Genomic DNA, 25,009 nt, shown 5'->3' with positions numbered 1-25,009 from the left:
ATGATCACCTGTGCTCAGGTTTCATCGAGTTCTCATCTCATATTGGAGAGAACTGGCGGCGAATCTAAGGAATTGATGTGGGGAAGAGCCCGTGGTTGACATCTCCCACATGTGGGAGTGGAGGAGCCGTTGGTTCGGGGGTGGGCTAGACGAGTTTCAGTTGCTCTCTGAGATCGTCCACACCTGCATGGTCGCGCTGGTCGAGGGGGACGGCTTGCAGAACCATACGGCCGGTTGCCAGGACATGACCGCTGCGATATGCCGGTGGCACTTCGGCGATCACCGCTGCGGCCTGCTGTGTGCCTTCGGTGACTCCGCCGTTGACGACCGTGCACAATGATCGGTGCAGCACGATGTTCGTGCGATATACGTAATCACGTGTCGAGGCCAGAACGGTTGTTCCCGACTCGCTGGCTTGGTTCTCCTCGCCTACGGCGGAGAAGATCCACGAAGCCGCGAAGCGGAGAATATCGGGGCTCCAGAACCCCAGCGAATCACCCTTCACCGTTCCAGCCTGAGCCATTGCCCGACGAATCACGTTGACTGCCTCCTGGTGGCGGCCGAGCAGGCTGAGTGCCTTGGCTTCGGTGGTCATCAGGTCCACGCTCGGCCCTTTCGCGAGGTGTTGAGCTGCGTTCACCAGATTGAGGACGGTCTCTGGGCTGCGCTGACCATAAAGCCCGTGCCCGGCTTCCTCTCCTCGAATCAGCAAGCTCAATGACAGGTCACCGGACGCATCAGCGGCCTGCCTCGCAGTGCGCCACCACCGAATAGCGGCCCCATGATCGGACAATCGGGTGAGCGCGTTGGCGAAGATGGCCGAAAGCGCTGCTGTGGTGCGCTGCACTTCCGTGAGATCGGCAGGTGCCGTGGACTGTGCCTGGCGCCGCAGAGCCAGCACATCGACGGTGAGATCAGCGATTACCTGGGTGGGCGGGCGCGTACGCAGTGCGTGGAGATGGTCGGCACAGGTGACCTCCCACTCCTCGACGCTGCGGCCGGGCTCGTGGTCGAGCGCTTGCCGGACAGTTTCAGATCCGCCGACAGCTCCCAGAGCGAGGCTGCCCGCCAGTTGGATCAAGCGACGACGTTCCGTGGCGGTCTCCTCGGTCAGCGCTGCATTTCCTTCCAGGGTACGCAGACGATCCAGATCCGAAACAGCATCATGGAGCGCCGCCAATTGGCCCTTGGCATCCAATGCGTCATCGAGGCGTTGAACGGCGCTGATGTGCGGGTGGGTAAGGCCCCGTTCCCATCTGGACAGGTCCGACGGGTCGGCGTAGATCCGTTGGGCGGTTGTTCTCAGGCTGATGCACCTAACGTCTTCGCGCCAATGCCGGATGGCCGCGCCCAGGAGATGCCATGGTGATTCGCTTGGCTGAACGGGTTGGGAGGGTTTCGGCATTCTCGGTTCCCGAATGTTGGTGGTTGTTGGAATCTTCATTTCCAACGAAAGCGGCTTGTTGTTGATCACCTTTGTCTGAGCCGGGGTCTTGTCGCAGCCTGCACGGTTGAGCCCTGATCACCTCGTGCGCCGTCGTCCCACCCCGGAGGGGCAGCGGGCCGGGGACGGAGGGGCAAGCCCGGCCTTGCGTGTACATGTGCCCGGTGACCTTCCGCACGAGCTGGTTGCCCTACGTGCACAGGCCGGGCTTGAGCCGGAGGAGCCGGTCTGCTGGGCTTGCCTGGGGCGACGGTGTGCGGGGTGATCAGCCCCCGCCACCCCCTACGGTCCGCGCGTCTTGCAGCCGGGATCACCTCGGGGCCGGAATCCCCCGCCGGAGGCAACAAAGCCCTGATCGTTGGGCAGGCCGCTCGCTGGGCTCCCCGCCGCGCTCCGCTCGGCGTTGTCGTTCGACCTGGTCTATGTCCTGACGTGATCTGGTCGTCGTCCTGGTTGGGCGCGGTGAGCGGCGGCGCGGCCGGGACCGGCCCGAAGAGGCCGCACGCCCGGCCGCGACTGGCCGCGTCGCGCCGCCGTCGCCCGCAGGGCGGCGGCTTGAACCCGTAAAGGAGTTTGTAACCACCGCGCTAGTAGACGAGCCTGATCGGGCTACCAATCGGAAACCTGGGTCAGCGACCGGGCCAGCTCGTTCATGTCGCCGATCAGCTCGGCGGCGCCTGTGGACTTCAGCGCCTCGGCCTTCTGGGGTGAGTGGGCCAGGCCGACTGAGGGGGCACCGGCGTCAGCCGCGGACCGCATGTCGAAGTCCGAATCTCCGATGAGGACGGTCTCGGATGGATCAACGCCCACGATCCCGCACGCGGCGAAGATCGGCCTCGGATGGGGCTTCATCAGGCCGGGGTAGCCGATCGGGCGGCCCACGATGCCGCTGAGCTTGTCAGCGAATCCCGCGCGCTCGCATACCGCCTTGATGGCGGGTTCGGAGTTGTTGCTCACGATGACGACAGGCCGCCCGCTGTCCACCGACTCCTTGATGACCTGATCCACACCCGGCGTGATGCGGGCGCTCTCGGAAGCCTCAAGCTCGTGCGCCATGAACGCGCGCTCAACAACATCGAGGAGGTCAGGTGCGAAGTCCGGCGTTCGGCGGAGAACCTTGAGCGGATCGTCCAGCTCGGCCACCTCAGGTGGCAACTGCGCCCCTGCTGCGACAAGCAACGACTTGAGCCGCTCGGCCACCACCGGAGCCGGCAGCCCGGAGAAGATGTCGCACACCGGTCCGTCGAAGTCGAGGAACAGCGCCTTCGCCTCGTTCAAGAGGTCGATCAACCGCTCATTCAGGTTCACAGTTCTACCTCGTGGCTGATCGTGTTCCACACGCTGTCGAACCACATCCGCGCCTGGTCGACGAACTGTGATGCCATTGAGCCGGTGTCCTCGTTGGCGGCGTGATGGAACAGGACGGCGTCCTTGCCCATCACGTCGTACACCTCGTGAGGCTCCCCCTTGATCCGTACCGCGTGTTTAACCACGGGGTAGAAGCCGAAGAACACGTGCTCGGCGTTGATCGCGTACATCTTGAACATTGGGGTGCCGGGGTAGGCGCGTACTTCAACTGTCGTGGACTTGACCAGACCCAGGTCGGCCAGTTCGTGGACGGCGTCCTGAATGGCTCCGATGCTGCGGCGCATGATGCGGCGGGCGCGTTCTCTGATGGCCGGGTCGTGGCTGCCGTCCTCGGCGCTGACGGGAAGCGCGAGGGACTGGGTCATGTCGGGGACCAGGATGCGGATGGTGATCGATTCGGGCGTGAGCCGTCCGATGCGGATCTTGTCCAGCGGCTCTTGCAGCATGCCGTTCAGGGTTTCGCCGGAGAAGCCTGCGAAGTCGATGCCGACGTTCGGCTTCTCGAAGGCATGCTCGATGTGCGGGCGTAGCTCGACCGGGCGTTCGGTGCGTTCCCGGACGTAGACGCCGCTCCCCTGGCGGGACACGATCAGGCCTTCATCTCGCAATATGCGAATCGCTTGCTGAACGGTCATTCGGGCGACGCCGTAGGTCTTGGCCAGTTCGACGCCGGACGGGAGTTTCTGGCCGGGTTCGAACTTCTTGGTGAGGATCGCCGCGCGGAGGGCGTTGGCCACCTGCTGGTACGGCGGGCGGGGGTCATCTGGGTCGAGACTCATACGAATCAGGTTAGGGCACCTAGGCTGGCTAGGCTAGTTGTTCCGATGTTCTTGACTTGGCTAGCCAACCCAGGCAACATCAACTCATCAGAAGTTGTCTAGGCAACATAGCCAACTCAAGGAGTTCGACCATGCGCAACATTCCTGTTGATCTGTCCGCCCTGGCCTTCATCGTCGCCGGTGAGCCCGAGCCGAAGATCGTTGACCGCGCCACCGGCGAGGTCAAGAAGGACGCCGAAGGGCGGGACCTGTACACGATCCCGCTGCTTCCCAAGCCAAACGACGACCGCCGCAACCCGGTGATCGTGGTGACCTTCCCGTCCGAGAACTTCCCGTCCATCCCGGAAGGCGTTCAGGTCCGGCCCGTTGGACTGGCGGCGTTCTTCTGGCAGATGAACGGCCGCGCGGGGCTCGGCTTTCGCGCCGAGGCGATCGTTCCGGCGCAGACGCGCGCCGCCGCCTGATCCACCCGCACGTTAGCGCCCCGGGAGCGGCCTCAACGCCTGCCAGCTCCGCCGCTTCCGGGGCCTTCCCTTCGCTCACGAAGAGAGACACCAGTATGACTCACCTGCTTCTTACCCTCGCCCCTTACCTGGGCATTCTCACCGCATTCGCCGCCACCCTGGCCGTATGGAACCGGCTTCACCCGGTCTCGTTCTGGCTGACGGTCGGCTTCCCGTACAAGGCCCTGGCGGTCTACCTCACCTGGACCAATGTGTCGGCGGGCTGCGGCCTGGCCCGCAAGCGGCGCCGCTGGCGGCTCACCCTGGACGGGGTTCCCGTTCTCGGCCCGGCGCTGATCACCACCACGCATGTCATCCCGCCCACGCGCAAGCTGCGCCGCGTCACCGTGGACACACCACCCCGGCTCGGCCTGATCCGCCCGCTGGCGACAGGCTTCCGGATGGCGGTACGGCTCGACGACGGCCAGACCCCCGACCACTACGCCGCCAAGCTGGTCAATCTCTCCCACGCCTGGCGGGTCCACTCCGTGCGCGTCCTGGACTGGAAGCCCGGCCGCCTCAGGTTGCAGGCCACCGTGCGTGATCCGCTCAACCGCATCACCACACCCGTCAAGGATGACGGCCTGCTCCGGGTCCAGGTGGGCCAGTTGGAGACGGCCGCGCCCTGGGTCATCGACTTCACCACCATCCCGCACTGGCTCATCACCGGCGCGACCCAGTCCGGCAAGTCCACCCTGCTCAACGCGCTCATCACCGGCCTGGCAGCACAGCCGGTGGCGTTGATCGGGTTCGACCTGAAGGGCGGCGTCGAACTGACGCCGTATGCGGCGCGGCTGACTGAGCTGGCCACCGAACGCGGCCACTGCGTGGCCGTGCTGAACAAGCTGATCACCGAGATCAAACTCCGGATGGCGTTGTGCCGGGCCCACCACGTCCGCGACATCTGGAAGCTTCCGGACAACGCCCGGCCGATGCCGGTCGTGCTGCTGGTCGACGAGGTGGCCGAGCTGTTCCTGATGGCCGACAAGTCCGAGAAGGAGGAGATCTCCGCGACAGCCGTGCAGCTGATCCGGCTCGCCCAGCTCGGGCGGGCGTTCGGGCTGTATCTGCTGGTGTGCGGGCAGCGGGTGGGCTCTGACCTCGGTCCCGGCGTCACCGCCCTGCGCGCCCAGCTGTCGGGCCGGATCTGCCACCGCGTCAACGATCCCGAGACCGCGAACATGACCCTGGGCGACATGGACCCCGCCGCCCTCCAGGCGGCCCGGCTGATCCCCGCCGACATGCCCGGCGCCGCCATCTTCGCCGCCTCCGACGGGCGCTGGTATCGGGCGCGCTCGGCGTACGTCCCGGAGAAGCAGGCCGAGGCCGCCGCGACCGCGAACGCGCACCTGCGGCCGACCTGGGCGCAGATCACGACCGTCAGCGTGGAGCCGGTCACCGACACCGAGTTCGAGCAGTTCGAGCCCGACGTGTCCTGACCACCCGGTCCCCGGGCTGGCGTGAGCCCACATCACGCCACGTCCCTACCCCGTCACGTCCATCGACCCTCACAGGGGGAACCTGATGCGCCGCCAACGCCTCCGGCCGCTGGACTCCGGCCCCGTGCTCGTCCTGGCCCTGATCGCCGCCGTCGGCTCCTTCACCCACATCAGCTCACTCGCCGCCGACCACGGCCAGGACGGCTGGCAAGCCTGGGCCGTCGCGGTGTGCATCGACCTGATGTGCGTGATGGCCGCCCGCGAACTCCAACGCGACAAGAGGACCGGCCGTCCCCGGCGTGGCCTGGTCTCCTGGCCCGGTCTGGTCCTGGCGGGCGGGATCGTCTTGACCTTGGCCGCCAACCTCGCCCAGGCCGAACCCTCCCCCTGGGGATGGATCACCGCCGCGACCCCGGCCGTAGCGTTCCTCGTCGCGGTGTCGATGCTGGAACGCCGCGCCGGCCACGGCCACGCTCCCGTACGCACGCCTGAGGAACCAGCCGCGGAACCAGCTCCGGCCGAGCCCGCCAACCACCCGACTCCTAGGAGCGATGACCCGCTCATCGCGTTCGCCCGGCACGTGGCCAACGAGCACGCGGCCACGCACGGCAAGCCGATCACCCGCGAAGCACTGAGCAAGCGTCTGCGCGTCACGCCCGATCTCGCCGCCGACCTCCTCACTCAACTCCAAGCCTGATCAAGGAGAAGCCTCATGGCCCGAACCAAGAAGCTCCCGCCCTCACCACCGGTCTGCCCGACCTGCGCCGGTGAGGGCCAGACCGAAGCTTTCCTGATCGTCGGTCGCGGCAAGAACGCCACCCGCCTGGACACGTGGGCGTTTTGCTTCGACTGCGACGGCACCGGCCACACCCCGGAGGGGAGGTGAACCCTCCTGTGATCATCCGCTACCGGTGCTGCACCTGCGGCGGAACCGGCCTGATCAACGACGACCAGGGCGACGCCGTCACCTGCCCTGACTGTGACGGCACCGGCCACACCTTCTAACTCAACCCGTGCGAGGCGGTCTCACGCCTGCCAGCTCCCCGCCTCGCCCGGCTGTATCCCATATCGCTCACCTGGAGAATCACTATGGCTACGCCTGTTCTGCTTCGCCTCTGCCCGGAATGCGACGGCTTCGCCGCCGTCGTCATCCGCGACACCGATTCCCGCGCCCTCGTCTGCGTCCAGTGCCCGGTCTGCGTCGGCACGGGAACGGTGGCCCGATGACCCACGCCACCGACTTTCCCGTCCCGGTCGGCGACCTCGTCGGCCCGGTCATCCGCGACCTGGCCCGGCGTTCCGGCCGCGATCTGACCCGCTGGCTCGACCAGGTCCACCGGCTGGGCGGCTGCCGCGAGCCCCTCCGGCTCACCGGCCATAGAACGACCATCGACGGCAACACCGGCGAGGTGCTCACGCGGTACAGCACCAAGGCCGAACCGCACGGGCAACTTCTCATCCGCTGCGGCAACCGCCGCGCCTCCCGCTGCCCGGCCTGCGCCGAGACCTACCGGCGCGACACCTTCCACCTGATCCGCTCCGGACTCCTCGGCGGAGACAAGGGCGTGCCGGAAAGCGTGCGGGCGCACCCGCGCGTCCTGGCCACCCTCACCGCGCCCTCCTTCGGGCCGGTCCACCGTGGCCCCGGCAAGGACGGCAAGACCATCGTCTGCCATCCCCGCCGGACCGGCCCGGCCTGCTTCACCTGGCACAAGACCGGCGACCAGCGCATCGGCCAACCCCTGGACCAAGAGACGTACGACTACGCCGGGCACGTCCTGTGGAACGCCCACGCAGGCGACCTATGGCGACGCTTCACCATCTACCTCCGGCGGCACATGGCCGCCGCCGCAGGGCTCACCCGCAAAGCCTTCAACAACCTCGTACGGCTCTCCTTCGCCAAGGTCGCCGAATACCAGACACGCGGAGTCGTCCACTTCCACGCTGTGATCCGCCTCGACGGCCGGTCCTGCGGCGGCATGCTCGTCTCTCCGCCCGCTTGGGCCACGGTCGAGTTGCTGAGCGGTGCCATCAGGTCAGCGGTCGCGGCCGTGCGGGTCGATGTGCCCGAGTACGGGCCACTCACCTGGGGCCAGCAAGTCGACGTCGCCACGATCAGCCCCGGCGCACTTGGCCAAGGAACCGCGCTCAGCGAACGAGCCGTGGCCGGATACGTGGCCAAATACGCCACAAAATCGGCTGAAACATCGGGCACCCTCGACCGGGCCATCAAGATACACGAGATACCCCGACTCCACACGATGGGCATCCCCGACCACACCATCCGGCTTATCCGCACAGCTTGGCGGCTCGGCAACGCCCTCGCCCGACCTGACCTCGCCCACCTCCGGCTCCGCGACTGGGCTCACATGCTCGGCTTCCGAGGCCACTTCTCGACCCGATCTCGCGCTTACTCCACAACCCTGGGCGCCCTGCGCCAAGCCCGTGTCGACTACCGCCTTACCCAGCGGGCCGACCATGAGCGAGCTTTCGACCCTGGCACCACGCTCGTTCTCGCGCACTGGAAGTTCGCGGGCCAGGGCTACACGCCGGGCGAATTCGCCTTGGCTTCCGGCCTCTCCAGTGGCCTGTCCCACGATCCGTCCCCTGAATGCCCGTCTCTCGCGTCGGTCTCGCCTGATGGCTCAGACCGATACGAGATCACCAATGAGGAGGCCTGATGCTCATGAATCGCCAGATGTACCGCGTCGCCGAAGCCACTCAGGTCCTCGGCTTGGGGCGGAGCAAGGTATACGAGCTGATCCGCGGGAAGCGGCTTCGCTCCGTCAAGGAAGGTCGCGTACGTCTCATCCCCGCGTCGGCGATCGCTGACTACGTCGCGCTGCTCGAACAAGAAGGAAGGACTGCCTGATGACCAAGCGACGTAGCAGGGGAGACGGCGGCCTGCACTGGGACGAAAAGCGTCAGCGGTGGATCGCCTCGGTCACTGTTGGCTACACCCCAGCCGGAAAGCGGATCGTTAAGAAGGCCAGCGGGGAGACCAAGACCGAGGCCAATACCAAGCTCAAAAAGATCATTCGTGACTACGAAGACGGCTTGGCTGTCGAGTCGAGCGGCTACACCGTGGCTGATGCCGTCAGGTATTGGCTTCAGCATGGCCTGAAGGGGCGGGGAAGCAACACGGTCGCCCTTTATACCGAGTTCGCCGAGAATCACGTCATCTCTGCGCTCGGTGCGCGCAAGCTCCGTGACCTCTCAGTGGAAGATGTTGACCGGTGGCTGGCGGGCAAAGCCCAAGGGCTCAGCACGCGCACTCTCAAGATGATCCACGGCATTCTCAACCGTTCGGTGAAGAACGCCATGATTCGCGACAAGGTCAAGAGGAACGTCGTGGATCTTTGCGAGGTCCCGGAAGGTCGTGCGGGTCGCAAATCGAAGGCACTCACGTTGGCCCAGGCCGTGGCTGTTATGGCCGCTGCTGATCGGGCGAACGTGCGTATGCGCTGCTACGTCGTTCTGTCGCTGCTAACGGGAGCGCGCACTGAGGAACTCCGAGAGCTGAACTGGTCGCACCTGGTGGCGTTCGATGACACGCGCAAGGAGTGGGTTTCCGTCGAGGAAGCGGGCTGGGATCACACCGAATACGCCATCTACGTCTGGCGGTCGGTACGGCGCAGCGGCGACACGAAGACCGTCAAGTCTCGGCGAACCCTCAAGCTGCCTCAAAAGTGCGTCGAAGCACTCCAACAGCTCTGGGAAGACGACGGGCAAAAGCCCGCTGACGTCGGAAGCAGATTGGTGTTCTGCACGAAGAACGGAACGGCATTGAGCGCTGGCAACGTCCGGCGCGACTTCCGGAGGGTCCTCAAGGATGCCGGTCTGATCGACAAGGACTGGACACCCAGGGAAATGCGCCACAGCTTCGTGTCGCTGCTCTCAGCCTCGGGCGTCCCGATCGAACACATCTCTCGCCTGGTGGGCCACGCCAACACCGTGGTCACCGAAACCGTCTACCGTCTCCAGATCCGCCCGGTGATGCAGGAGGGAGCCATGGCCATGGATGACCTCTTCGGAGACGAACGGGAGGCTTAGTCACCCAGTTAGACACCCACGCCCCGTTCTCGTGATCGAGAGCGGGGCGTTTTGGCTGGTGGAGCCTAGCGGATTCGAACCGCTGACATCCTGCTTGCAAAGCAGGCGCTCTGCCAGCTGAGCTAAGGCCCCGTGAATCTAGTCGCTGACCTGCATGTTTAGAGCTGGCCGCGGCTCTGTCCGGCTCGTACACCGTAGCAACAGCGTAGGTCATCGCGCCACTCGGTATCGCGACGCCACCACCAGGAGACGGTCCGGGACCCATCAAACGGATGATCGCCCATCAATCTGAGTTCTGGGCGACGACGAACTCTGATGTTGGTCGGAGTTGGTGTTCCGGGTCGTCGAGGCAGCTAGGGCGTCGGTCGAGCTTGGTTGAGTTGGTGAAGGGCGGCGTCCGGCTGGGGGAGGGTAGGTCTAGCTCTGTGGATGAACGTGTGGCTCGGGAGAGGTTTGTGGCGGCGCGGTCGGCGAAGTTGGCCACTGTGGATGTTACGGGGAGTCCTCATCTTGTGCCCATCGTGTTCGCGGTTGAGGGGGATGTGATCGCGTTCGCGGTCGATCACAAGCCGAAGCGGACGATGGATCTTCGTCGGTTGCGGAACATTGTGAGTAATGAGCGGGTCTGTCTGCTGGTCGATCACTATGAGGATGACTGGACGCGGCTGTGGTGGGTGCGAGCGGATGGGCGTGCGTCGATCGTTGAGGACGAGGTGACCCGGGGGGAGTGGATTGCGCGGTTGGTGGCGCGTTATGGGCAGTATCGGGATCATCGTCCCGAAGGTCCTGTTGTCGCGATCGTTGTGGAGCGCTGGCGAGGGTGGTCGTATAGCCAGTAGTCCCTCGGGGAGTGACACCGGATCTGCGTAGCCGAGTATTGGCAGGTCGAGGGCTAGCCGCGCGCCAGGCCTTAGCCGATCACGCGAATGACCTGCTGGTCGAGGGCGAATCGCACAACCGGGTCTTGGCCTGCTGGCCGAGAACGACCCCGCGGCTAGCGGATTGCGGGGATCGCCTGATGGTGGCCGAGGAGTAGGGCGGGGAAGTCGGCGATGGAGTCGATGATGTGGGTGGCGCCGCCGCCTAGGAGGCGTTCGCGGCTGTGGACGCCGGTGAGGACGCCCGCGACCAGGCCGGCGCCGGCGCGGCGGCCGCTGATCATGTCATTCTCCGAGTCGCCGGCGACGGCCACCTGGCGGACGTCGTCGATGCCGAGTTTGAGTACGGCGGTGAGCACCATATCCGGGTACGGCCGACCACGTCCCGCATCTTCGGGACATATGGCCAGGTTGAGCTTGTCGTGCCAACCGAGGGCGCCCAGAACGCGCCCCAGGGTGCCCCGGCTGAAGCCGGTGATGAGGGCCACCTGGATATCGGCGGCCCGGAGCTTCTCCAGGGCTTCGACAGTGCCAGGAAGCGGGATAAGACCGGTACGTTCGATGGCACCCTCATACGAGCGCTCAAACGTCAGATTAGCCGCCTGAGCCCGCGCTTCGTTGTCCGGAAATATGCCACGAAAGACGTCGATCTTGGGGCACCCCCGGGACCGGTGAACGTGGACCATGGCCCGCGCGTACGCACTGGTCCCGGGAACGATCCCCTGGGTGGCGATCGCCTGGGTGGCGATCGCCTCGGCGAAAGCTCGGTCGACCATGGCGACGTCGCCGATCGTGGTGCCCGCCAGGTCCAGGCAGGCCAGCCTGACGGGGGTCATACCCGCACCTTCGCCACGATCAAGCAAACCCATCTCCGGGTGGTCGTCAGTTCTCGCTGCCGGTCGCCTCAGTCCACAGGTCCAGCTCGGCGCGGTCGGACTGCACCTTACGCCAGACCAGCAGCCCCCCAATAGCGACAAGCGCCAGAACGAGCAGCTTCTTCATGGTGTGACCCCACTTCCCAACGGTCTCACCAGCCGGGTGAGACAACGCCCGGTTCCAACTAGGTTCCCGCCAGCCTAGCAAGGGATCGGTGTGGCCCTGGGGTTGCCCGATAACTGGTTGTACCGAATCTGGTGATAGTGAACCTTGGATGGGGCTCGCTAGCCTTGTTCTTTTCGGTAGGAATCTATCGAACAGGTCCTATCTCGGACAGGTTTCGGGCGTATGCCGTACCGCACCGGCTCAGCTTTGAGCGAACCTCAGGGCAGGGAGGCGGCGAGTCGGATCGTGGTGCCGTCGGGGCCGGTCTGGATGGTGGTGCGGGTGAGGTGGCGCATCAGCCAGAGGCCCCGGCCGCCGAACGGGGAGCGTTCGGCCAGGTCGTTAGATGTCAGGGTCTGGTACGGAATGCCGGGCCCGCTGTCGCGGACTTCGCTGAAGAATGCGCCGGATTCTTCCCAGATGGAGATGCTGCGTGGCCTGTTGCCGTACTTGACGGCGTTGGTGACGGCCTCGTGCACGGCCAGCACGTAATCGTCGAGGGCGGCGCCGGTGAGGCCGGCCGTGGCGGCGGAGCGCTGGACGAGATGGCGGATCTGGGTGATCGCGCCATGCTCGAACTCCAGACTCAGCAGGATGCCCGCCACCTTGCTCGCCGCCTTTCCACGCTCTACTGCCACTACCCCCGAATCGGGGGCGGGCACACGTGTGGAGCATCAACTGATGTGCTGGCCGATCTCCGCGATGTTCTCGCGTTGCTCCCGAACGATGCGCCGGGCCAGGTCGCCGGTGGGCGGGTGATCGCCGGTGGCGACCGCGACCTGGGCGATCATGACGCCGGTGGTGAGGTGTCTGCTGAGCGTGGTGAGCCACATTTTGTCGAACTCCGGGCCTGATCGGCTCTGGAGCGCGGTGTAGTCGGCGGTGGTCACGCTGCCCGGCATCTGGTAGGTCGTGCCTTTGGGTGGTGGCATGTTCCACATCTGGAGCCAGGTGGACATGACGTCGATCTCGGTACGCTCGTCGACTTTGAGCTTCGCGGCCAGGCCGGTGACAAAGGAATCGGTGCTGCGGCCTTTGACCATATCGGCGAGTCTGAGGGTCTGCCGGTTATGGGTGATCATCTCCAGCGAGAAGCGCACGTCCGGGTCCTGGGCGTCAGCCGTGGCCGAACACCCGAGGATCAGGAACGTGGCAAACGCCAGAATCCAACGCATCATCAGCCTCCTCGCGGGGAGGTACGCGACGCCCGGCGGGCGGGTTCAATCGAATTGCCGATCCAGGGGCTGGTCGGCGCCCCGGCTGAATTCGGCCTCGAAGGCCGCCTCGCCCAGCGCGGCGCGGGTGGCGGCGGTGATCCGGTCGACATCGCGCGCCTCGGCGGGGGCCAGCGGCAGTTCCTTCGTGGTACGGACCCGCGCTGCCGCGCCAAGCAGCCGCGCCGCCTGGCAGTGATCACCGGCCAGCGCGAGCGCGCCCGCCAGGCCCTCGGCGACGAAGGCGTGTCCCCGAGGCGAGTTGAAGGCCAGCGCCGTGGTGAACGCCCGGCGGTGCAGCTCGACCGCCTCGGTCACGGCGCCGCGCTGCTCGGCGGCGAAGCCGAGCTCGGCCAGGACCATCGGCAGGTGCGGCGGCGGGCTGGCCTCGTCGATCGGGTGCGTACGCTCCAGCACGTTGCGCAGGTGGGTTTCGGCGAGCTCGGTGAGGCCGTCCTTGCGGGCGGCGAAACCGAGGGTCATCTCGGCGAAGACCAGCGCGGGCAGGTGGGCCTGCTCGACGGCCAGCCGGAGCCCGTGTTCGGAGAAGAGCCGCGATTGCGCATAATCGCCGCGTTGTAGGGCGATCCAGCCCAGCCAGGACAGCCGCGTGGATACCTCCGTCCACAGGCCGAACTCCTCGGCGATCGCCAAGCCATCCCGCTGCCAGCGTTCGGCCTCGTCGTAGTCGCCGGTCAGCTCGGCCCGGGCACCGAGCCAGCCGGTGGCCTCCAACTGGCCCCAGCGCTCCCCCAGCTCGGTGAAGATCACGTTGCTCCGCTCGGCCGCGGTGCCGAGTGCGCTCAGATCGCCTCGTACGTGGGCGAGTTTGGCCTGGGTGCTCAACGCGGCCGCTTCCCCCCAGCGGTCGCCGAGTTGCCGGAACGTCGCCAATGCCTCGTCGAGCAACGTGGCACAGGCGGCCACGCCGGTGTCGGAGGCGGTGTAGGCGAGGAACCACTGCGCCCTGGCCTTTCTGGCCGGGTCGTCGGTGAAGAGCGCGAGGGCGGCCTCACGGCGGGCGGTTTTGTCGGCGGTGTCGCCATGGAGGAGGGCGATTCCGGCCTGCCAGGCGAGGGCGGTGGCGCGGTCGGCGGCGGGTGCCTTACCGGGCTGGGAGAGGGCGGTTTCGAGGGCGCGGCGGGCTTCGGTGAGGCGGCCGCGGAGGAACCAGTACCAGGTCAGGGCGTTGACCAGGCGGAGGTTGACGGCGGTGCGGAAGTTGGCGGCTTCGGCGTCGAGGCGGCGGAGCCAGGTGCGCTGGGCGGGGCCGTAAAGGTGGGGCTGGGCCTGTTCTGCGAGGTCGGTGTAGTAGGCGCGGTGGCGGTCCTGGAGTTCGTGGTATTCGTCGGCTTCGCGCATTCTGTCCACGCAGTACGCGGCGACGGATTCGAGCAGGCGGTAGCGCGGGCCTTCGGGGCCATGGCTGACGGTGACCAGGGAGCGGTCGACCAGGCGGGCCAGCAGGTCGAGGACGTCCGGTGTGCCGCAGACGGCTTCGGCGGCTTCGAGGGTGCAGCCGTCGGCGTGGATGGCGAGCCGCCGCAGGACGATCCGCTCGGGGTCGGTCAGGAGCTCCCAGCTCCAGTCGATCATCGCGGTGAGGGTCTGCTGGCGGGGCGGGGCGCCGCGATGGCCGGTGGCCAGCAGGCGGAACCGGTCGTCGAGGCGGGCGACCAGGCCGTGCACGCCGAGCGCACGGACCCGGGTGGCGGCCAGTTCCAGGGCCAGCGGGATGCCGTCCAGCCGGCGGCACAGTGTCGCGACCGCGGGGGCGGTGTCGGTGTCAAGGGTGAAATCTCGGGCGGCGGCCGTGGCCCGGGTCACGAACAGCCGTACCGCGCTGGACTGGTCGAGCGTCGCGAGGTCGGCGGTTGGGGAGGGAACGTCCAGAGGGGGCACGCTCCACACGGTTTCGCCCGGGAGTGCGAGGGCTTCCTGGCTGGTGGCCAGGATGCGCAGGTTCGGCGCGGCCCGGAGCAGGGCATCGGCCAGTTTGGCGACGTCGTCGATGACGTGTTCGCAGTTGTCGAGCACGAGCAGCAGGTTCCGGGAGCGCATCGCGTCAATCAGCCGGTTGTCGCCGAGGTCCTGGACCTCAAGCGCGGCCATGATCGCCTCGGCCAGGCCGGACCCGTCGATCGCGGCCAATTCGACCAGCCAAACGCCGTCAGGGAAGATCAACCCGCGGGCGGTCTCCAGGGCCAACCGGGTTTTCCCGACTCCTCCGGATCCGGTAAGGGTGACCAGCCTGTTCTTTTCCAGCAGGGTACGGACCTCGGTGACCGCGTCCTCCCGGCCGATCAGGTCGCCCAGGGGTTCGGGCAGGTTCGTGCGGATAACCGCGGTCGTGCTCAGCGCCTGGTTCAAGACCGCCTGGTGCAGTGCGACCAGGTCGGGGCTGGGGTCCAGGCCGAGGTCCTCGGCCAGCCGCTCGCGCAGGTCGGCGTAGGCGGCGAGCGCCTCGCTCTGGCGTCCGGCCAGGTAGAGGGCCCGGATGTGGGCGGCGCGCAGGCGTTCCCTGAGCGGGTGCCGGGCGGTCAGATCGGCCAGTTCGCCCGCCAGCAGGCTGTGTTCGCCCAGCTCCAGGCGGGCTTCGGCCCAATGCTCGAGCGCGGCCAGGCGCTGCTCGTCGAGGCGGGCGATCGTGGGCTGGGTGAAGTCGTCGTCGGAAAAGTCGGCGAATGCCGTACCACGCCAGAGGGCCAGCGCGTCGCCGAGCAGGGCGGCGACCGTGCGCGGGTCGGCGCTGTCCTGGGCTTGTGTGGTCAGGTGCGTGAAGTGTGCGGAGTCGACCGCTTCCGGGCTGGTACGGAGGGCATAGCCGGGCGGGAGGGATACGACCAGATCGCGGGCGCCCGGTTCGGCTTCGTCCAGGGCGCGGCGGAGCTGGGAGACCTTGACCTGAAGCGCGCCGGACGGGTTCGCCGGGGCGTCCTCCCCCCAGAGGTCATCGACCAGCCGGTCCACCGACACCGTCCGGCCTTCGTGAATGAGCAGGTCGGCGAGGAGAGCGCGGACCTTCAGACCGGGGATGGTGACCGCGCGCCCGTCCGCCGTCCACACCGTGAGTGGCCCCAGCACCCCAAAGCGCATAAACGCCACGCTAGCCGCTTACGCCGCCGCACGCCTGGTCGTAAGAGGACGGGAAGGAGACCGTAAGCCGCTCCTGGCAGCTTTGGAGGTGTCAGAAAGGAGGCGGACATGCTGAGATTCGCGGTCATCATCGGCAGCACCCGAACCGGGCGTTTCGGGCCCACCGTGGCCGATTGGCTGGTGTCCCGGGCCCGGCGCCGGGCCGAGCTGGAGCTGGACGTGATCGACCTGGCCGAGACCGGCCTGCCGGCCACGCTGTGCGACCAGGACGACCCGCTTCCCCTCCCGGTACGGCAGCTCGCCCCACGCCTGGCCGCCGCCGACGCCTTCGTGGTGGTGACCCCGGAATATAACCGAAGCTTCCCGGCTCCGCTCAAAACGGCGATCGACTGGTTCTACACGGAGTGGCACGCCAAACCGGTCGCCTTCATCTCGTACGGCCGGGAGTCCGGCGGACGGCACGCCACCGAGCAACTGCGGCAGGTCTTCACCGAACTGCACGCGGTGCCCATCAGGGACGGGGTGTCGCTGCCCTCCTACTGGCAGCTGTTCGCGGCCGACGGCAGCTGGCCCAAGCCGACGGCGGCCTGCAACTCAGAGCTGAAGACCACTTTGGATCAATTGTCCTGGTGGGCCCACGCGCTGCGGGATGCCCGCGCCAAGCGCCCTTACCTCCCATAGGAGAAATCATGCGCAAGATCATCACTTCCACGTACGTCACGCTCGACGGCTTCATCGACAACCCGCACCTGTGGTCGTTCGACTACTGGAGCGACGAAGCCGCCCAGTACGCCCACGCCCTGCTGTTCGCCAGCGACATCCTGCTGATGGGCCGGGTCACCTACGAGGGCTTCGCGGCGGCCTGGCCGGGCCGGGCCGGCGCGGACGACTTCGCCGACCGGATCAACGCGATGGACAAGTACGTGGTCACCTCCACTCTGGACAAGGCCGACTGGAACAACACGACGATCATCCCGGGCGACGACCTGATCGCCGAGGTCACCCGGCTGAAGGAACAGCCCGGCGGGGACATCCTCATCTACGGTTGTGGGCAGTTGACCGACGCGCTGCGGGAGAGCGGCCTGCTCGACGAGTACCGGTTGTGGGTGCACCCGGTCGCGGTCGGCGCGGGGCAGCGGCTCTTCCGCGAGGGCACGAAGGCCGCGTTCACGCTGGCAAACACTGAGACGTTCGCGTCGGGCATGACGATCCTCACCTACCAGCCCGCCTGACCTTGTCGAGAACGTCCTCCTTTGTTTCGACGTACGGATAGACGCACAGAAACGGAAACGACATGAGTGATCTTCAGAAGAACGTGCAGGCGGCCATCGACGAGCTGGTCGAATCCGGGGCCGAGCGAGGTGTGCAGGTGGCCGTCTACTCCGGCGGCGAGTTGGTCGTGGACGCGGTGGCCGGCATCGCCGACCCGGAGACCGGGCGCGAGGTCACCTCCGGCACGGTGTTCTACAACTTCTCGATCGGCAAGGGCGCGGCCTCCACCGTGCTGCACGTGCTCGTCGAACGCGGCCTTTTCGGATACGACACCCCGATCGCGGAGCTCTGGCCGGAGTTCGCCGCTCATGGCAAGGGCCAGGTCACGGTACGGCAGGCGCTCAACCACACGGCGGGGGTGCCCGGCATTCCGGTGGAAAGCACCTTTGCCGACATCTGCGACTGGGACAAGATGTGCGCGGCCATCGCGGATCAGGAGCCGTGGTGGGAGCCGGGGACGCAGACGGGCTATCACGCGTACAGCTTCGGCTACATCGTGGGGGAGATCGTCCGGCGGGCGACCGGGAAGCCGATCTCGCAGGTGCTGCGGGAGGAGGTGGCCGGGCCGCTGGGGGTGGCCGATGAGATCTACTTCGGGATGCCGGTGGCCGAGCATGGGCGGCTGGCGGTGCTGGAGGATGAGCCGGTGGCCGCGGCGTGGACCGGGGAGATGCCGACCGATCTGCCGATGTTCAAGGCTGGGCCGATGTCGTTGTTCCCGTCGGCGACGCTGGGGAACCGTACGGATGTGCTGGCGGCCGATATCCCGGCAGGTGGGAAGACGTCGGCACGGGCGATCGCCCGGATGTACGCGGCACTGCTGGGCGAGGTGGACGGCGTGCGGCTGGTTTCGCCGGAGCGGCTGCGGGAGATTTCGGCGGTGTCGTTCGTTGGGGTGGATCAGGTGTTCGGGAATCCGGCCACGTGGGGGCTTGGATTCGGGATCGGCCGTCCCGGTGCGGACGCCGAAGCCACGGCGTCGGTTTTCGGGATGCCGGGGGCGGGGGGTAGTGCGGCGTACGCGGACACGGCTACCGGGATCGCGGTGGCGGTGACCAAGAACAGTCTGACCGGCGATTTCGCGGTTCCCGCGAAGATCAGCGAGCTGATCGGGTGAGGGTGCGGTGGTTAGGGCCAGGCCCGGTGGGTCTGGCCCTTTCCGCGTAATAAATACGCCAGGTAAACAATTGAAAATTCGGCCTAACAGGGGACTTGTCACCTGGCATGGTTGCCCTGTGAAGAAGGGTTACGGACAGCACTGCCCGATCGCCTTGGGCGCCGAAGTCTTCGCTGAACGCTGGACGCCCATCATTCTCCGCAACCTCATGGTGGGCTGCCATCGTTTCAACACGATCCTGGAAGGGGCCCCTGGCCTGCCGCGCAGCGTTCTCTCCCAGCGGCTGCGCCGGCTGGAAGAGGATGGTGTGGTCGAACGCCGGGATCATGAGTATCACCTGACCGAATGCGGCCGTGAACTCACCGATGTCTGCATGGCCCTCGGGATGTGGGCTTCCCGGTGGCGGGAGCCCCAGCCGTCACATCATGATCCTTACCTGGCGCTGTGGACCATGTCCCGCTTGATCGAACCGGCCCTTCTGCCCTGCCCGCGCGTCGTGCTCCGCTTCAATCTGACCGACAGGTCCGAGCGCTACTGGCTGGTCCTGAGCGTGTCCGGCAACGAGGTCTGCCTGGAGGATCCGGGTTTCACCGAGGACGGCGTCCTCACCACGGACACCGACTGGTTGATCCGCTGGCAATCCGGTTCGACCCCGCCCACGGGTGCCGTCCTCGACGGCCCGCCCTGGCTCGACCGAGCTCTGACCACGTGGTCTGGTCTGACCCCATTCGGAAGGAACGTTCCCTCCGAGGATCTTTCGCAATCCGCCTGCTGAATCCGAGTGACAGACGTGCTCAACGGGGAGTACGCCACGGCAAAACCAGGAGGGTATCTCGTTCGGTCAGCCGGACCGGATGACGGGGAGTACGCGAAGACGCACGCTAGACGAAATCATCCGCCCATCCGCCCATCCGCCGCGGGCCTACGCCGAAATCATCCGCCGCGGGTCGACGCCGACGCGGTGGCCCGCGAAATCATCCGCCACTTGGGAGGCCGGCCGGGCGCGAGACTCCTAGGCGCTTCGTGCCAGCCTTCGACTTGTAGCGCGACCCGGAATTGTCGGTGGCGTGTGGCAACGTGTCGCTGTGGCTCAACCGCTGAAGGAATTGATCAATGCCGGGTCTGTGGGGGTTCTCGCGGACGGGATCGCGGCCGTGTGGGCGCCCTTCGCGCGGGCGGCGTTCGTCCGGTCCGCCTTGGCTGGGCTTGCCGGGCTGGAGTTGAAGGATCGCGTGCGGCATGTCGCGCGGGCGCTACACGAGGCGCTGCCGTTGCCGTTTCCGGATGCCGCGAAGGTGCTCAGGGAGAGTGCTGGGCAGGTTCGGCTGGATTTGTGGAGTGGCTGGCCGGCCACAGAACATGTCGGCACCCACGGGGTTGAGCATCTGGACGAATCCATGGCGACCCTAGCCGTGCTGACACCCCACTCGACCGGCGAATTCGCCGTGCGGCCGCTGCTCGAGCGCCATCAGATGGACGCACTGAAGATCATGTATCGCTGGGCCGACTCTCCGAACGAGCACCTGAGACGGCTCGCCTCGGAAGGAACCCGCCCGCGCTTGCCCTGGGGATCCCGAGTGCGCTGGCTGATGGAACCGGGCCCGGCCATCCCCATCCTCGACGCCCTACGCGACGACCCCAGCGAATACGTGCGCCGCTCGGTGGCCAATCACGTCAACGACATCGCCAAGGATCACCCGGAGACCGCGATCGATCTCCTCGGCCGATGGCGAGACCAGGGCGGCTCCCACGTCGAGAGGGTCCTCCGCCATGCCTCCCGCGGACTGATCAAAGCAGGCCACCCCCGCGCCCTCACCCTGATGGGCGCCCTCCCCGGCAGCGGCACCGTCAACGATCTGACCCTCGCCGAGGACCAGGTCGCGATCGGAGACCACCTCCGCTTCACCGTGACCCTCACCGCCGACCACCCCGGCCCACTCGTCCTGAAGTACGCGATCCGCCGAGACGCCTCCCACCGCGTCTACCACCTAGCCGAACGCCCCACCGCAAAACCCGGCCAGCCGATCACCGTGACCAAGTCCCACTCCTTCCGCCCCGTCACCACGAGAAACGAGCCCCCCGGCCCCCGAACCTTAGAGATCATCATCAACGGCGCCGTCCGCGCCACCGCCCCCTTCCTACTGAAGTCAACGACCCCGGCATAACACCGGGGCTTCAGGAGGCGCTTCTGGCGACGGCGGTGCCTTGGCTGAAGGATGGAGTGTCGGACAATCCGCGTGGGTGGCTGATCCAGCCCAGCGTGCGGCAGATGACTGATCTGTTGCGGAGCGAGCAGGCCCGGAAGCCGCCGGATCCGCGATCTGATCGCCGAGAGCATCGCACTCACCGTCAACTCGATCACCAGGAGGCTGTGGGCGAATATCAGCTCCAGGCCGCCATCGCCGCTGTCCACGAAGGCAGCCCAGGTCAAAGACACCAACGTCGATAGGCGTGTGGCGACCGGGATAGGCGTTTCTTATGCATAATCCCTCGGTTGGAGGCCGCCGTGCGAACTGGCACCAGATCGTCGGGCTTGTACAGCCTGCTCGATCAGATGACGGCAACCCGATGGCCACCCCTCAACCGCGCGGTCGCGACGGCGGTGATCCACGTCCCGGCCGCGGGTCTGGTGGTGCTAGACACGCTCGACGACCGCCTGGCGGGGCACTACCGTCTGGACGCCGTGCGCGGTCACCTGCTGGAACGAGCCAGAGATCGCGACACGGCCATCAGCTGCTACCGGCCGGCCGCAAGCCGGACCACCAGCCTGCCCGAACGCTACTATCTGACGATTCAGCCAGCCCGCCTCAACACCCGCCAATCCACGACGCGAGCGGTGTCGAATACGCGGTGATTCGTCACCGAACCAATAGAAGGAGGCGGCGATGAGCCGACGTGCACGTCGATGGCTGACCGCAGCTGTCGCGATGGTGATCAGCCTGGTCCTGCTCTGGGCCCCGGCAGTAGCCCAGGCCGGCATCGTGGCCACCGGCATCGACTAATCCGGAGGTCGGCACACCGAGCACTTCCGGCCGCTGTCCGTGCGGCGGCCGGAAGCTCAAACCTGGACCTCGCCCACAATGACGCCGATCTCGGGCAAGAGCCTCCGCCTGGCCCGCCCCGAGCCAGGTGCCAATGGTCTGGCCCCGAGCCAGTTGCACTGGCCCGCGCCGAACCGGGTGACACTGGCCTACGCCGAACCGGGTGACGCTGGCCTACGCCGAACGGGGTACCACTGGCATGCGTTGGGCCGGGTGTCACCACGGCCGTGGTCATGGCGTTTTCGGGCCCATTTAGAGCCCGGAATGCCGCTACCACTCCTAGCGCCGGTGCGGCGAGGACCACCGCCAGCGTTAACGGCGCCGGATTACGGCGAGCAACTGAGCGACCTGCTCATTGTGTTGGGTGCTCGTGGCCGGACTCGCCGAGGAATGCCTGCCCAACGCCGCGATCGCCCGCCGCCTGCCCTATCCGCCGACACCGTGGACCACCGCATTCTCGGTCATCTCTGCGGCCATGGGCAAAGCTGATCTCTGCAATCCTGGGCGAACGTGGTCAGGCCGCCGCCGTCGCGTACCGGCTGAATCTCGCCACGGAGCCGAAAACCTAAGTAGAAGTACTGAAGCGCCCGGCCCGGCCAGCGAAATACCGTAACCCTTCGACGGTCTTACCGAAAGCGAGACGATGACGTACCTCAGCACGCCCGACGAATCACCGCTGTACGCGGCCGACGCGGCCATTTACGGTTTTGTGCCCAACTACACCCGTGTGTTCGCGCTCCGGCCCGAGGTCTACGAAGGCTGGCTCCAGCTCGGCGGCGCGATCCGCGCGGGCATGGACCTGCGGCGGTACGAACTGGTCACCATCGCCACCGCCCGGGCGATCGACTCGAAATACTGCGGTCTCGCCCATGCCACCAAACTCGAGGAGTTCTACGACGACGAAGCCCTGAGCGCGATCCTCCGCGACCACCGCGACGCGGGACTCGCGCCGGTGGATGTCGCCATCATGGACTTCGCCGAGAAGGTCGCCCTGGACCCCACCAGAATCACCGAAACCGACGCCGAAACCCTCCGGCAGTATGGCCTCAGCGACGTCGACGTCTTTCAGGTCGTGCTCGCGGTCTGCCTGCGCCGCTTCTTCAGCGGGGTGGTCAGTGCGGTGGGAACCGTACCGGACCAGGAATACGAGAAGCTGGCCCCCGAGATCCGCACCGCGATCGACGCCTTCGGTCAGCCGCGCTCCGCCTGATGGCTGCTCACCGGCTTTTGCGGTCAGCCGCGCTCCGCGTGATGGCGCTCACCGGCTTTTGCGGTCAGCCGCGCTCCGCGTGATGGCGCTCACCGGCTTTTGCGCTCAAGTCGGTCTTTTCACACGGTCCATCACACGTGGATCGAGCATGGTTTGGGGTGACAAACCAACCCGATCCACTCTAGGAGTTCCTTATGGCCGGAAAGGCCGTCATCAGCTTGATCACGGGACTTGAGGACCCTGAGCGCGTCACCGTGGCCTTCCTCGTCGCCCTCGGCGCGGCCGAGCAGGGCCGCCCCACGCTCATGTTCCTCACCAAGGAAGCCTCCCGCCTGGCCACCGAGGGTGTGGCCAACGCCGTCGCCTGCGAGGGCTGCCCGCCGCTGGCCGACCTGGTCGCCCGGTACGAGGCCGCCGGTGGCAAGTATCTGGTCTGCCCGATCTGTTTCGACGCCCGCAAGCTCGACAAGAACACGCTCATCAAGAACGCCGAACTCGGCGGCACCGTCCCCATGTGGCAGTGGATCGGTGACGAGGGCGCGACCACTTTCAGCTACTGATCCGACTTTCGCGCGACGCCCATCGCGCAGGTCAAAGGCAAAACACCCCCGGGCCGCCGTCGCCTCCGAGCGGCCCGACCCCGGGCTACGCACCACGTGTGTAGCCTTTCGCGTTTCAGATCACCGGACTTTCCGGCTCCCGACCCCGGGCTACGCACCACGTGCGTGACCTTTCGCGTTTCAGATCACCGGACTTTCCGGCTCCCGACCCCGAACGTCCTCCACATCCCGGACGATCAAATCCCAGACGATGCTCCGCGCCGGATCGTGGTCGTGGCTGCCCGGGCTCGCGGGCAGGACTTTCCTGGATCGTTCCGGAACGACCTTGCCAACTCGCGTCTTGGTCTTGCCGCAGGGACACCAACTAGTAGCAACCGTCCCGATTCGCTCGATCTCCCGCCAGCGATGACGGTGGAACGGCCAGAACTGCATGTCATCTCTCCATGAACACCGTGGTCGCAATGGGTCGCCCACCGCGAATCCGGACAGATGACACGCTGAGCCACCTCCGCTAGCCCCGTTTCCGCACATGCTGCATCGTTGCAGCTCAATTGCTATACAAGATCCAGCACCTTAGGTGATCGCCCCAGGTCAATGGTGGTCGCGTGCGGAATGCAGGGCTAGCAAGCCACACCGTCGTTTGATAATTCGTGTGACCAGGCCATCCAATGGGCGCTCCCGATGCGCCGACTCCGCGAATTACACCAGCCCGTGCTCGCGATCGCCGGCAACCGCCACGTGCCCGTCCCAGGATTGTCGGTGGGAACCGGTAGTAGTGGTCTATGGCTACCTTCGTGTTGATCCCCGGTGGGGGTTCCGGACCGGGTTACTGGTCGTTGCTGGCGGCGGAATTGCGCGAGCGCGGTCACAGCGCCGTCGCGGTCGAACTGCCGTATGAGGAGAAGACGGCGGGTCTGGCGGAGTATGCCGACGCCGTGGTCGAGGCCGTCGGCGATCAGCGCGACCTGGTCGTGGTGGCGCATTCGTTCGGCGGATTCACCGCGCCGCTCGTCTGCGACCGGATCGCGGTCGACCTGCTTGTCTTCGTCGCCGGGATGATTCCCCGTCCGGGTGAGCGCCCGACTGACTGGTGGCAGAACACCGACCACGCGACGGCCCTCGCCGAGAGCAACCTCCGCCACGGCCCCGACCCCGATGTGTACGCGCTGTTCCTCCACGACGTCCCCCGCGATCTCGCTGACGCCGCACTGGCGGACAGCCGGGACCAAGCCGACACGTCAGCGAACGCCGTCTGGCCGGGAAACGCCCTGCCCAAGGTCCCGACCCGCGCCCTGATCTGCGCCGACGACCGCTTCTTCCCCCTCGAATTCATGCGCACCGTCACCGAGGACCGGCTCGGCATCACCCCCGACGTCATGCCCGGCAGCCACCACCCGATGCTGAGCCGCCCAGCCGAACTCGCCGACCGCCTCCACACCTACTGGACGACGCTGTAGACAGCGGGACGCACGCGAGACGGGGCGTTCAGGGCGGGGTGCCAATTTCTCCCCTTAAGCGGGCGATGACTGCCACAAGTGCCGCGCGCGCGCCGTGAACACCGGTATCACGGCGCCTACCGTCCTAGTTGATGCAGGTCACCAACGAGTGGTCCCGCGAGGAGGAGCGCCATGCCCGGTAGTGAGATCCGTAGCCTCCTCCACCCCTTCCTGCTTCTCCTGATCTGCGAACGCCCCGCCCACGGATACGACCTGATCGAGCGCCTTTCCCTGCTGGGAGCCGATGACATGGAACCCGGTCAGATCTACCGGGTCCTGCGCGCCCTGGAGCGAGAAGGCCTGCTGGCCTCCACCTGGGTCGCCTCGGCGACAGGACCCGCCCGCCGGCGCTACGAACTCACCGCGACCGGCATGGCCGCGCTGGAGACCTGGATGGCCCGGCTGACGCAACTCAGCAACGTGGTGGAGTCCTGCCTGACCCGCTGGCGGCGGATCACCCCGGCCGTCCCGACTGCGCAGTACACATAGAAAGGTCCG

At 66.7% G+C, this 25,009-nt stretch carries 28 protein-coding genes and 1 tRNA gene; 20 read left to right on the top strand and 9 right to left on the bottom strand.

Going from position 1 to position 25,009, the window contains the following annotated elements; genetic code table 11:
• Positions 1-145: 145 nt before the first annotated feature.
• The 3 genes from Amac_RS07665 to Amac_RS07655 all read right to left on the bottom strand — a co-directional run bounded on the left by Amac_RS07665 (position 146) and on the right by Amac_RS07655 (position 3,591).
• A complete protein-coding gene (locus Amac_RS07665; protein ID WP_155353608.1) occupies positions 146-1,474 on the bottom strand; it encodes a helix-turn-helix domain-containing protein in 1,329 nt (442 codons plus the stop codon).
• A gap of 579 nt (positions 1,475-2,053) precedes the next feature.
• Positions 2,054-2,752: an HAD family hydrolase gene (locus Amac_RS07660; RefSeq protein WP_170322373.1), complete on the bottom strand. Its 699-nt coding sequence runs from the start codon at positions 2,750-2,752 to the stop codon at positions 2,054-2,056.
• Positions 2,749-3,591, bottom strand: a complete 843-nt coding sequence (locus Amac_RS07655) for a GntR family transcriptional regulator (RefSeq protein ID WP_155353606.1) — start codon at positions 3,589-3,591, stop codon at positions 2,749-2,751. Before Amac_RS07655 ends, Amac_RS07660 begins: the two co-directional genes overlap by 4 nt.
• A 131-nt stretch (positions 3,592-3,722) precedes the next feature.
• On the opposite strand from Amac_RS07655, the gene Amac_RS07650 reads away from it, so the two are divergent.
• From Amac_RS07650 to Amac_RS07620, 9 genes are all read left to right on the top strand, one after another.
• Positions 3,723-4,055 carry an SCO3933 family regulatory protein gene (locus Amac_RS07650; protein ID WP_155353605.1) on the top strand — a complete coding sequence of 111 codons (333 nt, stop codon included), beginning with the start codon at positions 3,723-3,725 and terminating at the stop codon, positions 4,053-4,055.
• A gap of 95 nt (positions 4,056-4,150) precedes the next feature.
• On the top strand, positions 4,151-5,533 hold the full coding sequence (locus tag Amac_RS07645) for an FtsK/SpoIIIE domain-containing protein (RefSeq protein ID WP_155353604.1): 1,383 nt from the start codon (positions 4,151-4,153) through the stop codon (positions 5,531-5,533).
• A gap of 85 nt (positions 5,534-5,618) precedes the next feature.
• Positions 5,619-6,230 carry a DUF2637 domain-containing protein gene (locus tag Amac_RS07640; RefSeq protein WP_155353603.1) on the top strand — a complete coding sequence of 204 codons (612 nt, stop codon included), beginning with the start codon at positions 5,619-5,621 and terminating at the stop codon, positions 6,228-6,230.
• A 15-nt stretch (positions 6,231-6,245) separates the two neighbouring features.
• Complete coding sequence (locus Amac_RS07635; RefSeq protein WP_155353602.1) at positions 6,246-6,419, top strand: hypothetical protein; 174 nt, start codon at positions 6,246-6,248, stop codon at positions 6,417-6,419.
• The gene (locus Amac_RS57200; RefSeq protein WP_281356252.1) at positions 6,416-6,538 is read left to right on the top strand and encodes a hypothetical protein; all 123 of its coding nucleotides are present in this window, start codon (positions 6,416-6,418) and stop codon (positions 6,536-6,538) included. The genes Amac_RS07635 and Amac_RS57200 overlap by 4 nt, the downstream gene beginning before the upstream one ends.
• A gap of 84 nt (positions 6,539-6,622) precedes the next feature.
• Positions 6,623-6,760 carry a hypothetical protein gene (locus Amac_RS53545; RefSeq protein WP_170322372.1) on the top strand — a complete coding sequence of 46 codons (138 nt, stop codon included), beginning with the start codon at positions 6,623-6,625 and terminating at the stop codon, positions 6,758-6,760.
• Positions 6,757-8,214, top strand: coding sequence for a replication initiator (locus Amac_RS07630; RefSeq protein WP_155353601.1), 1,458 nt, complete (start codon positions 6,757-6,759; stop codon positions 8,212-8,214). Before Amac_RS53545 ends, Amac_RS07630 begins: the two co-directional genes overlap by 4 nt.
• Positions 8,214-8,405 (top strand): helix-turn-helix domain-containing protein, encoded by a 192-nt coding sequence (locus tag Amac_RS07625; RefSeq protein WP_155353600.1) that lies wholly within the window; start codon positions 8,214-8,216, stop codon positions 8,403-8,405. The genes Amac_RS07630 and Amac_RS07625 overlap by 1 nt, the downstream gene beginning before the upstream one ends.
• A complete protein-coding gene (locus Amac_RS07620) occupies positions 8,405-9,586 on the top strand; it encodes a tyrosine-type recombinase/integrase (protein WP_155353599.1) in 1,182 nt (393 codons plus the stop codon). The genes Amac_RS07625 and Amac_RS07620 overlap by 1 nt, the downstream gene beginning before the upstream one ends.
• Before the next feature lie 56 nt (positions 9,587-9,642).
• On the opposite strand, the gene Amac_RS07615 is transcribed toward Amac_RS07620, so the two are convergent.
• Positions 9,643-9,718 (bottom strand) — tRNA-Ala (locus tag Amac_RS07615).
• Between the two features lie 251 nt (positions 9,719-9,969).
• Here Amac_RS07615 and Amac_RS07610 point away from each other — a divergent pair.
• Positions 9,970-10,425: a TIGR03668 family PPOX class F420-dependent oxidoreductase gene (locus tag Amac_RS07610; RefSeq protein WP_373869809.1), complete on the top strand. Its 456-nt coding sequence runs from the start codon at positions 9,970-9,972 to the stop codon at positions 10,423-10,425.
• 155 nt (positions 10,426-10,580) lie between these two features.
• Here Amac_RS07610 and Amac_RS07605 read toward each other — a convergent pair whose 3' ends face one another.
• The 5 genes from Amac_RS07605 to Amac_RS07590 form a co-directional block, all read right to left on the bottom strand.
• Entirely contained in the window at positions 10,581-11,300 is a 720-nt protein-coding gene (locus Amac_RS07605; RefSeq protein WP_155353597.1) for an HAD family hydrolase, read from the bottom strand.
• Between the two features lie 46 nt (positions 11,301-11,346).
• Complete coding sequence (locus tag Amac_RS54720) at positions 11,347-11,466, bottom strand: DLW-39 family protein (protein ID WP_218034602.1); 120 nt, start codon at positions 11,464-11,466, stop codon at positions 11,347-11,349.
• 257 nt (positions 11,467-11,723) lie between these two features.
• Positions 11,724-12,143, bottom strand: a complete 420-nt coding sequence (locus Amac_RS07600; RefSeq protein WP_170322371.1) for an ATP-binding protein — start codon at positions 12,141-12,143, stop codon at positions 11,724-11,726.
• 36 nt (positions 12,144-12,179) lie between these two features.
• Complete coding sequence (locus Amac_RS07595) at positions 12,180-12,683, bottom strand: DUF305 domain-containing protein (protein ID WP_155353595.1); 504 nt, start codon at positions 12,681-12,683, stop codon at positions 12,180-12,182.
• 42 nt (positions 12,684-12,725) lie between these two features.
• The gene (locus Amac_RS07590; protein ID WP_155353594.1) at positions 12,726-15,815 is read right to left on the bottom strand and encodes an AfsR/SARP family transcriptional regulator; all 3,090 of its coding nucleotides are present in this window, start codon (positions 15,813-15,815) and stop codon (positions 12,726-12,728) included.
• Between the two features lie 108 nt (positions 15,816-15,923).
• Here Amac_RS07590 and Amac_RS07585 point away from each other — a divergent pair, with 108 nt between their 5' ends.
• The 10 genes from Amac_RS07585 to Amac_RS07540 all read left to right on the top strand — a co-directional run bounded on the left by Amac_RS07585 (position 15,924) and on the right by Amac_RS07540 (position 25,000).
• On the top strand, positions 15,924-16,496 hold the full coding sequence (locus Amac_RS07585; protein WP_155353593.1) for an NADPH-dependent FMN reductase: 573 nt from the start codon (positions 15,924-15,926) through the stop codon (positions 16,494-16,496).
• An 8-nt stretch (positions 16,497-16,504) separates the two neighbouring features.
• Positions 16,505-17,047, top strand: a complete 543-nt coding sequence (locus Amac_RS07580) for a dihydrofolate reductase family protein (protein WP_155353592.1) — start codon at positions 16,505-16,507, stop codon at positions 17,045-17,047.
• 62 nt (positions 17,048-17,109) lie between these two features.
• Complete coding sequence (locus Amac_RS07575) at positions 17,110-18,204, top strand: serine hydrolase domain-containing protein (RefSeq protein WP_155353591.1); 1,095 nt, start codon at positions 17,110-17,112, stop codon at positions 18,202-18,204.
• 118 nt (positions 18,205-18,322) lie between these two features.
• Positions 18,323-18,979, top strand: a complete 657-nt coding sequence (locus Amac_RS07570) for a winged helix-turn-helix transcriptional regulator (RefSeq protein WP_155353590.1) — start codon at positions 18,323-18,325, stop codon at positions 18,977-18,979.
• 310 nt (positions 18,980-19,289) lie between these two features.
• Positions 19,290-20,369, top strand: coding sequence for a DNA alkylation repair protein (locus Amac_RS07565; RefSeq protein WP_155353589.1), 1,080 nt, complete (start codon positions 19,290-19,292; stop codon positions 20,367-20,369).
• Positions 20,370-20,737: 368 nt separating this feature from the next.
• Positions 20,738-21,058 (top strand): hypothetical protein, encoded by a 321-nt coding sequence (locus Amac_RS07560; RefSeq protein WP_155353588.1) that lies wholly within the window; start codon positions 20,738-20,740, stop codon positions 21,056-21,058.
• 830 nt (positions 21,059-21,888) lie between these two features.
• A complete protein-coding gene (locus tag Amac_RS07555; RefSeq protein ID WP_155353587.1) occupies positions 21,889-22,455 on the top strand; it encodes a carboxymuconolactone decarboxylase family protein in 567 nt (188 codons plus the stop codon).
• Positions 22,456-22,649: 194 nt separating this feature from the next.
• Positions 22,650-23,015: a DsrE family protein gene (locus Amac_RS07550; RefSeq protein ID WP_155353586.1), complete on the top strand. Its 366-nt coding sequence runs from the start codon at positions 22,650-22,652 to the stop codon at positions 23,013-23,015.
• A 782-nt stretch (positions 23,016-23,797) separates the two neighbouring features.
• Positions 23,798-24,472 carry an alpha/beta hydrolase gene (locus Amac_RS07545; protein ID WP_155353585.1) on the top strand — a complete coding sequence of 225 codons (675 nt, stop codon included), beginning with the start codon at positions 23,798-23,800 and terminating at the stop codon, positions 24,470-24,472.
• Positions 24,473-24,643: 171 nt separating this feature from the next.
• Positions 24,644-25,000, top strand: coding sequence for a PadR family transcriptional regulator (locus tag Amac_RS07540; RefSeq protein WP_155353584.1), 357 nt, complete (start codon positions 24,644-24,646; stop codon positions 24,998-25,000).
• Positions 25,001-25,009 lie beyond the last annotated feature (9 nt).

Origin of the sequence: Acrocarpospora macrocephala (genome assembly GCF_009687865.1) — a bacterium.
Taxonomy (GTDB): domain Bacteria; phylum Actinomycetota; class Actinomycetes; order Streptosporangiales; family Streptosporangiaceae; genus Acrocarpospora; species Acrocarpospora macrocephala.
The sequence above is the reverse complement of the archived record's forward strand: the minus strand, read 5'-3'. Positions and strand labels throughout refer to the sequence as shown.

Excerpts from the sequence above, each read along its gene's own strand:
- Amac_RS07655 (WP_155353606.1), bottom strand. The coding sequence starts at position 3,591 with ATGAGTCTCGACCCAGATGACCCCCGCCCGCCGTACCAGCAGGTGGCC.
- Amac_RS07545 (WP_155353585.1), top strand. The coding sequence starts at position 23,798 with ATGGCTACCTTCGTGTTGATCCCCGGTGGGGGTTCCGGACCGGGTTAC.
- Amac_RS07555 (WP_155353587.1), top strand. The coding sequence starts at position 21,889 with ATGACGTACCTCAGCACGCCCGACGAATCACCGCTGTACGCGGCCGAC.
- Amac_RS07595 (WP_155353595.1), bottom strand. The coding sequence starts at position 12,683 with ATGATGCGTTGGATTCTGGCGTTTGCCACGTTCCTGATCCTCGGGTGT.
- Amac_RS07580 (WP_155353592.1), top strand. The coding sequence starts at position 16,505 with ATGCGCAAGATCATCACTTCCACGTACGTCACGCTCGACGGCTTCATC.
- Amac_RS54720 (WP_218034602.1), bottom strand. The coding sequence starts at position 11,466 with ATGAAGAAGCTGCTCGTTCTGGCGCTTGTCGCTATTGGGGGGCTGCTG.
- Amac_RS07575 (WP_155353591.1), top strand. The coding sequence starts at position 17,110 with ATGAGTGATCTTCAGAAGAACGTGCAGGCGGCCATCGACGAGCTGGTC.
- Amac_RS07590 (WP_155353594.1), bottom strand. The coding sequence starts at position 15,815 with ATGCGCTTTGGGGTGCTGGGGCCACTCACGGTGTGGACGGCGGACGGG.
- Amac_RS53545 (WP_170322372.1), top strand. The coding sequence starts at position 6,623 with ATGGCTACGCCTGTTCTGCTTCGCCTCTGCCCGGAATGCGACGGCTTC.
- Amac_RS07630 (WP_155353601.1), top strand. The coding sequence starts at position 6,757 with ATGACCCACGCCACCGACTTTCCCGTCCCGGTCGGCGACCTCGTCGGC.
- Amac_RS07550 (WP_155353586.1), top strand. The coding sequence starts at position 22,650 with ATGGCCGGAAAGGCCGTCATCAGCTTGATCACGGGACTTGAGGACCCT.
- Amac_RS07620 (WP_155353599.1), top strand. The coding sequence starts at position 8,405 with ATGACCAAGCGACGTAGCAGGGGAGACGGCGGCCTGCACTGGGACGAA.
- Amac_RS07650 (WP_155353605.1), top strand. The coding sequence starts at position 3,723 with ATGCGCAACATTCCTGTTGATCTGTCCGCCCTGGCCTTCATCGTCGCC.
- Amac_RS07645 (WP_155353604.1), top strand. The coding sequence starts at position 4,151 with ATGACTCACCTGCTTCTTACCCTCGCCCCTTACCTGGGCATTCTCACC.
- Amac_RS07625 (WP_155353600.1), top strand. The coding sequence starts at position 8,214 with ATGCTCATGAATCGCCAGATGTACCGCGTCGCCGAAGCCACTCAGGTC.
- Amac_RS07635 (WP_155353602.1), top strand. The coding sequence starts at position 6,246 with ATGGCCCGAACCAAGAAGCTCCCGCCCTCACCACCGGTCTGCCCGACC.
- Amac_RS07640 (WP_155353603.1), top strand. The coding sequence starts at position 5,619 with ATGCGCCGCCAACGCCTCCGGCCGCTGGACTCCGGCCCCGTGCTCGTC.
- Amac_RS07540 (WP_155353584.1), top strand. The coding sequence starts at position 24,644 with ATGCCCGGTAGTGAGATCCGTAGCCTCCTCCACCCCTTCCTGCTTCTC.
- Amac_RS07605 (WP_155353597.1), bottom strand. The coding sequence starts at position 11,300 with ATGACCCCCGTCAGGCTGGCCTGCCTGGACCTGGCGGGCACCACGATC.
- Amac_RS07585 (WP_155353593.1), top strand. The coding sequence starts at position 15,924 with ATGCTGAGATTCGCGGTCATCATCGGCAGCACCCGAACCGGGCGTTTC.